Genomic DNA, 11,214 nt, shown 5'->3' on the forward strand with positions numbered 1-11,214 from the left:
TGTGATTCTCCTTGAAACTTTTCAATTTGCGGTTTTCCAAGATTCTCATTGAGCAAGATGATCAGAAATTGTATTCTTCGAATATTGACTAATCAAATGATAGGCCTCAAAATTATCAAAAAAATAGATGAAGTATGCTATGACAAAAACGGCCTAAGCAGGAATATCGTGCTTAGGCCGTTTTTGGGAACCCTTGGGTTTATTAACTAATTTCTAGTTTTTCACAAGCCTTCATCGCGGCAGTTTGTTCTGCCTTTTTCTTTGAATATCCCTGACCTACCGCAAAAGAATCATCGTCAACATAAATGGTGGCGGTAAATTCTTTATTATGCTTGGCACCTTCTTCAGAAATGTCAAAGCGAATTTGTTTACCTTCACGTTGTGCCCACTCAATCACAAGAGATTTGAAATTAGGGTTATTTGACACAACTGTATCGATATCAAAATGCTGTGTAAGAATAGATTTAACAATAAATTTTCGAGTAAATTGAAAACCTTTGTCGAGATAAATAGCACCAATTAAAGCCTCTAGTGCATCGCCATACATCGATGTACGGGCCAAAACAGTGCGACGATTCCCATCGTATTCAACGAGCTTATCCAAACCAATCTTACGAGCTACTCCATTTAAGGATTCACGGCTAACCATTCTAGAACGAATTTCTGTCAAAAATCCCTCGTCTTTGAATGGGAATTTTTTGAAGAGGTATTCTGCTGTTATCATCCCTAGAACCGAGTCTCCCAAAAATTCGAGGCGTTCATTAGATTCTTTGTATCCCTTTGCTACCGTTTCCTTCGACACTGAGGAATGCATAAATGCCAATCTGTACAGCATAATATTGGAAGGCTTCTGACCAATGATATGTTCTACAGCTTTCTTCAGCTTTTTGTCTTTCGGGTCGCTGGAAAAGAATTCTAAAATGGGTGACAACATATATTCGAAACAAAATCAAACATGCAAACTTTCGTTGTATTATTAAGCAAGAACCTCACAACGAAAGTTTGCAATATTATTCAGATTAGATTTTTCTAAAAATAACTGTGGCATTATGTCCACCGAATCCAAAGCCATTACTCAAAACGACATCAATCTTACGTGACTGAGCTTGATTTAAAGTAAGGTTCAAACGATTATCAACCGTTGGGTCTTCTGTAACGTGGTTGATTGTCGGAGGAACTAGTTGATGTTGCATAGCCAAAATAGACGCTACTGCTTCAACTGCACCTGCACCACCCAACAAGTGACCAGTCATTGACTTAGTTGAGCTAATGTTCAAGTTATAGGCGTGTTCGCCAAATAATTCAACAATCGCTTTCAATTCTTGAGGGTCGCCAAGTGGAGTTGATGTACCGTGCGTATTGATGTAGTCAACTTCTTCTGGCTTGATATTAGCATCATCCAAAGCATCTTGCATTGACAACAAAGCACCATAACCTTCTGGGTGTGGAGCTGTGATATGGTAAGCATCAGAAGAGAAACCACCACCAATCATTTCAGCATAAATTTTGGCTCCACGAGCAACAGCGTGCTCATATTCTTCCAAAATCAATGCTCCAGAGCCTTCACCTACTACAAAACCATCACGGTCTTTGTCATAAGGACGAGAAGCCGTTTTTGGATCATCGTTACGCTCAGACATAGCACGTAAAGCAGTAAAACCACCTACTGATGCAATTGTTACTGGCGCTTCTGAACCACCTGTTACACAAGCTTTCAAACGACCCAAACGGATATAGTTGAAAGCATCGATAATAGCATTGTTTGCTGACGAACAAGCCGAAACAGTTACGTAGTTTACACCACGGAAACCATGACGAATAGAGATAACTCCTGAAGCAGAGTCAGCAATCATTTTAGGGATGAAGAATGGGTTAAACTTTGGCGTACCGTCACCTTTCGCAAAATTGAAGCATTCATCCTCAAAAGTGCGAAGACCACCAATACCAGAGCCCCAAATAACTCCAATTTTATTTTTATCAACTTTTTCTAAGTCTAAGCCCGAATCTTTGATAGCTTCATCAGATGCAACAATTGCATACTGAGCAAAAGCATCCATTTTACGTGCTTCTTGACGTGGAATAAAGTTGTTAACATCAAAATTTTTAATCTCGCAAGCAAAGCGAGTACGAAACTTCTCAGCATCAAATTTAGTGATATAATCACTACCACTAACCCCATTTTTGAGACCTTCCCAATACTCTGGTGCTGTGTTTCCAATAGGAGTCAATGCTCCTATGCCAGTAACTACTACTCGTTTAAAGCTCATGTGGCGAAGTTGAGTTTCAAGTTCTATTAAAAGTGAAGATATTGTTAGGCGCTATTGGTGCAAAATCACCCTGAAAAAAGCATCTTGAAAGAGATAAATTTCCAGTGGCCTTGTTCACTCGAATTTCAAATATAGATGATTTTATAAATCAAACGAAGAAATATATGAATTAAGTTATAAAATCTCGCAGACGACTTATTGATAAAAGGTTTGGAGATGGCACTTAATTACGCCTTTCAAATAAAAATGTGCTAATCTGAACAATGATTTGAGGAAAAACCATCAAACCACTCTCAAATTAGCACATACTGAAAAGTCAATTACTTAGCATGTTCTTCAAGATATGCAATAGCGTGACCAACTGTTTGGATGTTTTCAGCTTGGTCATCTGGAATTGTTACGTTGAATTCTTTTTCGAATTCCATAATCAATTCTACTGTATCCAAAGAGTCAGCACCCAAATCGTTTGTGAATGAAGCTTCTGGAGTTACTTCTGCTGCGTCAACGCCTAATTTCTCGACGATAATGCCTTTTACTTTTTCTGCAATTTCTGCCATTTTTAGAACGATTTTTGGTTAGAAAAACGGTGCAAAGATGATGATTAAAAATTAGATTGTCAAAAAATATTTCTAACAGATATTCCTAATCCTAGAATCTTTTATACTTTTTCTAGAAAGAATAAAATAATTCTTTTACTTGCTCGTTTTCCAAACCCATTTTTAAGGGAATTTTATATTTAGCCCACAAATTTAGACGTTTTTTGCCATTCTTCGAGGCTTGCTTATAGTTAATTTTTTGTACTAGAAGCACAATGAAGCTGCTCCTAACAAACCTGCGTCGTTACCCAAGGTAGCGCGCTTGATTGTTAAATCGCTTGCATGGTACTTTGTCAACCACTGATTTAGCTTGCGTTTCATGCTTGGTAAGATGTAGTCAAACGATGCTGAAAGACCACCACCAATCAATATCAAATTGATGTCAAGAATAGCTACTAAGTGACAAAGGTTTTCGCCTAACAACTCTCCTACTCTTTCAAATACTTGTAGCGCGAGTTTGTCATTTGCAGCAGCGGCAGCCACTAATCCTGTTGTTGAGATAGAACCATCATCTGGCAATTGTGTTTCGCCAGTGTATTCTTTTCTCATATTGTTAGCCAAATCCAACAATTCATTTTTACCGATGTTACGCTCTAAAACTTTACCATTAGCAGATGGTGTATGCCCTGGCTCCATAGCATTACCACGACCACCTGTAAATACTTTTTTACCGATGATAGCAGCGCCACCAACACCCGTTCCTAAAGTGATAAAAATATAGCTTTCGTCGATACGTTCTTCACCGAAATAAAATTCACCTAATGCTGCTGCATTGGCATCGTTTTCAAGATAGAAATTTACTCCTACAAATTTTTTCTCAAGCAAGTCTACCAATGGTACACGGTCAAGCTCAGGAATAGCCGTAATCTCGATTGGAGTACGACGAGTAGAGTCAATCATACCTGGCAAACCAATACCTACCTTCTTGATATGCTTGTGATCAAGTAATTGAAGGGCAATAGCCTCGGCAAGGCGGTCTTCGAAATGACCTGATTTGCGCCAGCTAACAGTATCATGACTGTAAAAATTTGAAATTTGACCAGTTTCAGAGTTAACGATACCCATTTTTACGTTCGTTCCTCCAATGTCAATACCTAAATACTCTGCTGCAGCCATCTAGTAAAATTGTAAGTTTTAAAGTTATATGTATGATTAGTAATTGGGATTACAGTATATTAAAATTTTTTCAAAATTACAGAAAAGTTTGTTTTTTCTATGTTATAACGAAATATTATATAGGTTTCTAGCATGTATTTAATACTAAATCAGTCATTTATTACTTAAGTGTCAATATCTCGTTTGGGGAATACGTAATTTATTACATTAAGTCCTAAAACAGCACCACTTCTGTGAAGATGTTGTTATTTTTAGAAAACAATATACTTACACGATTTTGAGATTTTTCAATTGTTCTACAATTTCAAATACGGCAGGACATACCTTCGTATTTTCGAGCGTCAACTTCATAATGCCTGACATATTTTTACGGTCGGTATGTGGATATTCTCTGCATGCTCTGGGTCTTACTTCATAAATTGAACAATAATTATCTGCTCCCAAAAACGTGCATGGCGAACTATTCAGCACATAGTCTTGGTCTTTGTCCAAATGCAAATACTTATCGATTAACTGTGCAGGACGCATGCGCAAGTGTTTGGCAATTCTTTCAATATCTATATCTGTAAAAATTGGACTTGTCGTTTTACAACAATTGGCACAAGTCAAACAGTCAACTTCCTCAAAAATCTCTTCATGACGAGGATGAAACAATTCGTCAAGGTTTTTTACTTTTTTGGTTTTTAATCTTTCAAAAAACTTTTTGTTTTCGGGATACTTATTCAATGAAGCATCTCTAAACTCGGTGATGGTATCTTGATTGTATAGCATATTCTACAATTTTATCTGACTACGGCTATTTTGCCCATTAATGCCTGATTGCCTTCGTCGGTACTTGTCATTACATAATATATTCCTGTCGGAACTTTGCCTCCTGTTGGATATTGTCCATTCCACACTGCCCTTGAGCCATTTGATTTGGTTTCATAAATCAAGCGACCCGCTACGTCTGTTATTTTTACTACTACATTTTCATATAATCCATCTATGGTAATCAAACCTTCATATTCTGGTCGAACAGGGTTGGGATAAATCAAGGCTTTTCCTGAAATATTGTCACCTGCTTCCATGGCTGTTCCTTGATAAGAAACCATTCCTTGGGAAGTTCGAATATATACTTCTCCTGTAGAAGGCTCTATGCCTATGTACGAAATTTGATTGCTCGGAAGTGGCGAATTTTTGACCGTAAAATTATTCACTAATTCGGTGCCATCTTCGGAAAATAAAAATACCCCATTATTGGTTCCCATCCATTTTCGATTACCCCCATCAATGGCAATGGTCGTGACAGTTTCGTTGGCTAATAGTCTTCTTTTTTCAAAAATTGGTGTATAGGCATCCAAATTACGTCCTGAAACCACACTTGCAGGGTCGTCAAAAACGGCTACACCTGCGGTAGTGCCCACCCATATTTGTCCATATTTGTCCAAAGTCATACTGGCAACCGAGGCACTTGGAAGGTTACCTTGCCCCTTACCAGTGTATAGATAGGTTCGCTTTTGGGCAGGAGTCTCTACCATGATACCTTGATAAGCGCCCAATCGTGTCCAACGATTTTTGTCAGAGTCAAGAATAATAGAATCTTTACGGTATTGAAAAAGTGTATCTTGACTCGTAGGGCTGTAGGATTTGTATGTACCAGAAATATTACTCACTAACCCATTCGCATAATCGGCTATCCAAAACTTTTGTTGACTATCCCAAAAACCATCTTGCAATTGTAAAGCCAAAGGCTCTGTCAGGCGAGAAACTGATTCGTCGGAGGTTTGGTAAACTCTCAGTACTGAGGCATTTTTAATCAGTAAATGTTGTATATCTAAAGCAATAAGTTTGTCGATGCCAGTGGCAAATTTTAGCGTCGAAAGTAGCTGTCCGTTAGTATATCTCCATAAATCACCCTCAGTACTTCCTATCCACAACTGAGTACCTGTTACGCACAGGGCACCTTTTAAGGCTGTTCCACTCGGAGATTTTAGGGTAGTCCAATTACCAAAATACTGCAAATTGACTTCATTACTGAGCGTTGCCTGACGTATTCCGATGGGTGTGGAGATATACAGGATATTTCCAACCACCACACTTTGAGATACTCCTAAAGCATTACCATTTTCACCCAAATACAAATAGGTTTCTTTCACTTCCTTTTTATCCAAATCCAATACCACTAAGCCAAAATCATAAGACATGAAGGCGGTATTTTGGTAAAAACTAATATCTGAAACTTTCTTCGAGTTGAGAATAGTAGTATTTTCTTCGATGAATTTGAGTGTTGTAATCTGAGAAGTTGGTTCAAACTGACTATCTAGCTGTACCAAATCTAAGGCTCCTGAAGTGTATCCAATGATTAGTAGTTTGAGAGAAGTATGAATCTTAATTTGGGCGATTTGGTTATTGCTCAAACCATCTAGTTTGGTCAATATATTAGCCTCATTAGCAGATTTGTCATAATAAAAAAGTCCTTGCTCGGTGGCACAATAAATCAGATTACCTGCTTGTGCCAGCGCTTTTGCTTTTTTATAATTAAAATGCGTCCTCCAAGTGCCAACTGGAGTGGAGAGCTGTGCCATTGCGTTGGTTACAGTCATCTGAACCACGCAAAGAAGCATGAGAAGTTGGAATAAAGCCTGAGAAGCTGTCATTCCAACTTCGTTAGTTTTTTTTATGTATGAAAACATTTGCGACATCTTGCTTCATAACTATCGGTTTCGCCCAATAGTACTTGATTTTGTGCAGGAATTTTACGGTAGGAATAATTGGCAACATCACCACAAACAACACATACCGCATGCACTTTGGTTATATACTCAGCAATGGACATAAGGCTTGGCATTGGCCCAAAAGGCTTACCTTGAAAGTCCATATCTAAACCTGCTACAATGACTCTTTTGCCAGCATCTGCCAATTGATTGGCTACATCCACGACTGATTCCTGAAAAAACTGTGCTTCATCAATACCAACCACATCGCAGTTTCCCGCCAATGAAAGCATTTCTGCTGGATCTTTTAAGGGTATCGAAGAAATAGAAGAGGCATTATGCGAAACGATATCTTCGTTATGATAACGAGTATCTACCGCGGGTTTGAAAATTTTAACGTCTTGCTTGGCGATTCTGGCGCGGTTGAGGCGACGTATCAATTCTTCTGTTTTTCCAGAAAACATTGACCCACAAATTACCTCTACCCATCCAGTCCGCTGACCTGTTTGTTGTTGATTATGATAAGGTTCGATGAACACGATTAAAAAATTTAGTCTAAAAATTACAATTTGAATGAGTACATCAGTAAAAATAGGAGTATGTTTAAAAATTTTATTTCCCTCTCATTAGAAAAACGAAATTGCCTTTCGCCACTTCTTACTTTTCTTGTCTTGACACAAGAAAAGTAACAAAAGAAAGTCAAGAAATCCTAAACTCGCCTACGGCTCAAACAACAGGATTTCAGAAAAAATAAGTGCTCTTTCTTTCTAATGATTAATTAATTTTATACTTATTACTCTGAGTTAATTTTAACTGCAATAAGCCCTAAGCTATACACTGTGAGCTAAAAGGATAAAAGTATTTCTAACAAAATCATAAATACATTTTTTGCCTAATGCCTACTGCTTGCAGCCTAAAGCCTCCTGTTAAGACTGCGAAGATACGACATTTTAGGCTTTCTTGTAGTTTTGAATTTTGTCCATAATGTCAGGGGTAAAACAAATTAGGAACTTGGTGTATTTTCATTTGTAAAGAAGAAATTTGAAATATGACCAGCGACTTTTTTACTTTTTTTATTATATTCGTAAAAAATCACTATAAGCTTTTGATAATTAGGTGATTTTAGTCTTTCCGCTCTAAATGTTAGTACCGACTTTTATCGAGTTTTCATCGACAATATTTTTATACTCGGATAGTACGGTTACAATCAGTCATTTATCATAAAACAATCTTCTTAATCCTTTGAATCATTCGCTCCATCGGAGTGATATTTTCTTGTTGAGTCATTTTGATTAAACAAGGTAATCTTATGCTTCTACCCTTTTAGAAATCAACATTCCAGTATTAAATATAAAGCCTAAGGGCTTGAATGATTATTTACTAGAAACAAAATCCAAACCATAAATTAACTAAGATTACTTAATTCCTAAAATCACTAACACGTTATGAAGACAATTTATCAATGGTTATCAGAGTATGGCGAAAGTCACCAAAACGCCACTAACAAAGCTGTACACTCCATTTGTGTTCCACTCATCTTTTTTAGTATTGTTGGTTTTTTTTACAGTGTAAAACTACCCTTTTTCAATGTGCTGGGGGTTGAGGGGAATCTGGCTATGTTGATGCTAACTTTTACCACGTTTTATTACTTTGTATTATCCAAATCTCTATCCATTGGGATGTTTGTCTTTTCTCTTATCTGTTTACTTCTCTGTTTAGCTATTGAATCTTCTGGCATTGCACCACTTTGGCAATTTTGTTCTACCATTTTCATTTTTGCTTGGATTGGTCAGTTTTGGGGGCATAAAGTAGAAGGGCGCAAACCTTCCTTTTTCAAAGACTTACAATTTTTAATGATTGGACCAGCTTGGTTGTTAAGTTTTATTTATCAACGTTTTGGCATTACGTTTTAATATCATATAAGTTTTAGACACTCTGGCATTCGCTAATGCCATTCATCATATTCGTGAACAATACAGCACCAAATACGCTTATTTGGTGCTGTATTATTTTATAAACCAATCACTTAAATTTAAAAAACATGATACTGATGATTTTGGGGTTAATGTTGTTCATCGCAGGATATATGTTCAACAGTCCCAATGCTAACCTCCAACGTATAGCTCGTCCACTTTCCATTGCTGGCGTTATCTTTTTTCTTATTGGATTTTCAACCTCTGTGATTCGAAAGGTAGGTACAGGTGAAGTAGGAGTTCCTTCGCTTTTTGGTGAAGTTCAAAACAAAACTTTAGAAAGTGGTTTGAATTTTGTTAACCCGCTAGATGAGGTGACAATGTTTGATATTAAAACGCAAAATTATACCATGTCTGCTTCGCATGATGAGGGAGATAAAGAAGGAGACGACGCCATTCGGGTATTGACAGCCGATGGCTTAGAAGTGATTATTGACTTAACGGTGCTTTATCGGATAAGTCCTGCACAAGCACCTGCTATTTTGAAACAAATTGGTGCTGATTACAAAGACAAAATCATTCGCCCGATTACACGTACTAAAATTCGTGACAATGCGGTCTATTATGATGCTGTAGCGTTGTATTCGACTAAAAGAGATGAATTTCAAAATCGTATTTTCAAAGCTATTGACATCGATTTGAAGAATAGAGGGATTGTTTTGGAGCAACTTTTGATTCGAAACATTAATTTACCAGCTTCGGTAAAACAAACGATAGAATCTAAAATCAATGCTGAACAGGAAGCACAAAAAATGCAATTTGTCTTACAAAAAGAAAAACAAGAAGCTGAACGTAAGAGAGTTGAGGCACAAGGGATTGCTGATTATCAGAAGATTATTTCGACAGGTCTGAGTGATAAGCAATTGCAGTATGAAGCTATTAAAGCACAAAGAGATTTGTCGTTATCGCCCAATGCCAAAGTGATTATTATGGGAGCCAAAGGAAATACCCCAATTATCTTAAATTAATTTGAGGATAGGCTAATTTGAAGATTTGAAAATTTGTTTTCAGTGTATCAAAAACCCATTTTCAAATCTTCAAATTGACAAATCTTCAAATTAAAAATACTATCCTTTCAAAATGTTATGTCCCATTTTGTCACGCTTGGTTTGCAAATAGCGCTCATTATGCGGATTTGGTGCAATTTCGATTGCAACAGTTTCTACGATTTCGAGACCATAACCAAAAAGAGCCGCACGTTTTTTAGGGTTATTCGAAATCAATTTGATTTTGCTAACGCCCAAATCACGTAAAATTTGTGCGCCTACACCATAATCTCTTTCATCCATTTTAAAGCCTAATTCCAAATTAGCCTCCACGGTATCACGACCTTGCTCTTGAAGTTTGTAAGCTTTGAGTTTGTTAATCAAACCAATACCCCTACCCTCTTGGAACATGTACAGGACTACTCCTTTCCCAGCTTTTTCGACCATTTCCATCGCATTATGAAGCTGTGCACCACAATCACAACGGCATGAGCCAAAGATATCACCTGTTACACATGAGCTATGAACACGCACCAATACGGGTTCGTCTTTTTCCCAAGTACCTTTTACCAAAGCAAGATGACTTTCGCCTGTGTTTAATTGCTTAAAAGCAATCAAGTCAAAATGTCCATGTTCGGTAGGCATATCAACTCCGATTTCACGCTTAATCAAAGATTCTGTTTTTAGGCGATATTCAACCAAATCCTTGATCGTCACAAGTTTCAAATTGAACTTATCAGCCATACGTCTCAAGTCAGGAAGACGAGCCATGGAACCATCTTCATTCAACACTTCGATAAGTACACCTGAAGGCTTGAAACCAGCCAATTTGGCAAAATCCATAGCAGCTTCTGTGTGCCCAGTACGACGCAAAACACCTTCTTTACGAGCCTTCAACGGAAAAATATGTCCCGGACGACCTAGCTCTTCAGGACGGATATTTTCGTCAACTAATGCCTGAATCGTTTTGGCACGGTCAGGAGCCGAAATACCCGTAGTACAACCATGACCCAATAAGTCTACCGAAACGGTAAATGGCGTCTCGTGTGAGGCAGTATTATTACCAACCATCATTTCGAGACCCAGTTCATTACAACGTTCTTCGGTGAGGGATACACACATTAAACCACGACCTTCACGAATCATAAAGTTGACCATTTCGGGAGTGATTGCCTCAGAGGCACAAATCATATCTCCTTCATTTTCTCGGTCTTCATCATCAGCAACAATGATTATTTCACCATTTCTGATTGCTTCTATAGCCTCCTCAATACTATCTAATTTAATAGCTGACATCTTGTTATTTTTTTGGGGCCGAAACAAAAGCATTAGCAGAGTTTCACGTAGTCATAAACAAGTCTTGTTTTTCAAGTAACCTATTTAGAGCTTTATCATTTGAGAATGTTCTTGCCAACACTTTCGTGTCGAATCAATATCATAAATTTGTATTTCATTTAAAACTCCAAAGTTATACTATTTTGTTCCGAGTCAGTGCAGGCTTACTCACAAAGGTGATATTTTTTGTATATTTATCATAAAATCGCACCTCATTCGTTGATAGATTATCTTCCTTTTCTCCC

Annotated in this window: 10 protein-coding genes; 2 read left to right on the forward strand and 8 right to left on the reverse strand. The window is 37.5% G+C overall.

All coding sequences use genetic code 11. The annotated features are described in order from the left end of the window. Nucleotides 1-202: 202 nt before the first annotated feature. From rnc to QM524_RS07990, 7 genes are all read right to left on the reverse strand, one after another. A complete protein-coding gene (rnc, locus tag QM524_RS07960) occupies nucleotides 203-934 on the reverse strand; it encodes a ribonuclease III (protein WP_095160295.1) in 732 nt (243 codons plus the stop codon). 85 nt (nucleotides 935-1,019) lie between these two features. Further along, complete coding sequence (fabF, locus tag QM524_RS07965; RefSeq protein WP_166579361.1) at nucleotides 1,020-2,267, reverse strand: beta-ketoacyl-ACP synthase II; 1,248 nt, start codon at nucleotides 2,265-2,267, stop codon at nucleotides 1,020-1,022. A 320-nt stretch (nucleotides 2,268-2,587) separates the two neighbouring features. Further along, nucleotides 2,588-2,824, reverse strand: a complete 237-nt coding sequence (locus QM524_RS07970) for an acyl carrier protein (RefSeq protein WP_095160293.1) — start codon at nucleotides 2,822-2,824, stop codon at nucleotides 2,588-2,590. A gap of 243 nt (nucleotides 2,825-3,067) precedes the next feature. Continuing rightward, nucleotides 3,068-3,979, reverse strand: a complete 912-nt coding sequence (locus QM524_RS07975) for an ROK family protein (protein WP_095160292.1) — start codon at nucleotides 3,977-3,979, stop codon at nucleotides 3,068-3,070. Nucleotides 3,980-4,246: 267 nt separating this feature from the next. Continuing rightward, the gene (locus QM524_RS07980; protein ID WP_283344155.1) at nucleotides 4,247-4,750 is read right to left on the reverse strand and encodes a YkgJ family cysteine cluster protein; all 504 of its coding nucleotides are present in this window, start codon (nucleotides 4,748-4,750) and stop codon (nucleotides 4,247-4,249) included. Between the two features lie 11 nt (nucleotides 4,751-4,761). Beyond that, complete coding sequence (gene porZ / locus QM524_RS07985) at nucleotides 4,762-6,654, reverse strand: type IX secretion system anionic LPS delivery protein PorZ (RefSeq protein ID WP_166579038.1); 1,893 nt, start codon at nucleotides 6,652-6,654, stop codon at nucleotides 4,762-4,764. Continuing rightward, entirely contained in the window at nucleotides 6,639-7,214 is a 576-nt protein-coding gene (locus tag QM524_RS07990; RefSeq protein WP_095160607.1) for a thymidine kinase, read from the reverse strand. The genes porZ and QM524_RS07990 overlap by 16 nt, the downstream gene beginning before the upstream one ends. 906 nt (nucleotides 7,215-8,120) lie before the next feature. Here QM524_RS07990 and QM524_RS07995 point away from each other — a divergent pair. Continuing rightward, nucleotides 8,121-8,588, forward strand: a complete 468-nt coding sequence (locus QM524_RS07995; protein ID WP_283344156.1) for an Mpo1 family 2-hydroxy fatty acid dioxygenase — start codon at nucleotides 8,121-8,123, stop codon at nucleotides 8,586-8,588. Between the two features lie 128 nt (nucleotides 8,589-8,716). Continuing rightward, nucleotides 8,717-9,616, forward strand: a complete 900-nt coding sequence (locus tag QM524_RS08000) for a prohibitin family protein (protein ID WP_283344157.1) — start codon at nucleotides 8,717-8,719, stop codon at nucleotides 9,614-9,616. Between the two features lie 99 nt (nucleotides 9,617-9,715). Here the strand turns inward: QM524_RS08000 and QM524_RS08005 are convergent, their stop codons facing one another. Further along, the gene (locus tag QM524_RS08005) at nucleotides 9,716-10,930 is read right to left on the reverse strand and encodes a bifunctional 3,4-dihydroxy-2-butanone-4-phosphate synthase/GTP cyclohydrolase II (RefSeq protein WP_283344158.1); all 1,215 of its coding nucleotides are present in this window, start codon (nucleotides 10,928-10,930) and stop codon (nucleotides 9,716-9,718) included. Nucleotides 10,931-11,214 lie beyond the last annotated feature (284 nt).

Source organism: Flectobacillus roseus (assembly GCF_030056595.1).
In the GTDB taxonomy this organism is placed as follows: domain Bacteria; phylum Bacteroidota; class Bacteroidia; order Cytophagales; family Spirosomataceae; genus Flectobacillus; species Flectobacillus roseus.

Excerpts from the sequence above, each read along its gene's own strand:
- rnc (WP_095160295.1), bottom strand. The coding sequence starts at position 934 with ATGTTGTCACCCATTTTAGAATTCTTTTCCAGCGACCCGAAAGACAAA.
- fabF (WP_166579361.1), bottom strand. The coding sequence starts at position 2,267 with ATGAGCTTTAAACGAGTAGTAGTTACTGGCATAGGAGCATTGACTCCT.
- QM524_RS07970 (WP_095160293.1), bottom strand. The coding sequence starts at position 2,824 with ATGGCAGAAATTGCAGAAAAAGTAAAAGGCATTATCGTCGAGAAATTA.
- QM524_RS07975 (WP_095160292.1), bottom strand. The coding sequence starts at position 3,979 with ATGGCTGCAGCAGAGTATTTAGGTATTGACATTGGAGGAACGAACGTA.
- QM524_RS07980 (WP_283344155.1), bottom strand. The coding sequence starts at position 4,750 with ATGCTATACAATCAAGATACCATCACCGAGTTTAGAGATGCTTCATTG.
- porZ (WP_166579038.1), bottom strand. The coding sequence starts at position 6,654 with ATGTTTTCATACATAAAAAAAACTAACGAAGTTGGAATGACAGCTTCT.
- QM524_RS07995 (WP_283344156.1), top strand. The coding sequence starts at position 8,121 with ATGAAGACAATTTATCAATGGTTATCAGAGTATGGCGAAAGTCACCAA.
- QM524_RS08000 (WP_283344157.1), top strand. The coding sequence starts at position 8,717 with ATGATACTGATGATTTTGGGGTTAATGTTGTTCATCGCAGGATATATG.
- QM524_RS08005 (WP_283344158.1), bottom strand. The coding sequence starts at position 10,930 with ATGTCAGCTATTAAATTAGATAGTATTGAGGAGGCTATAGAAGCAATC.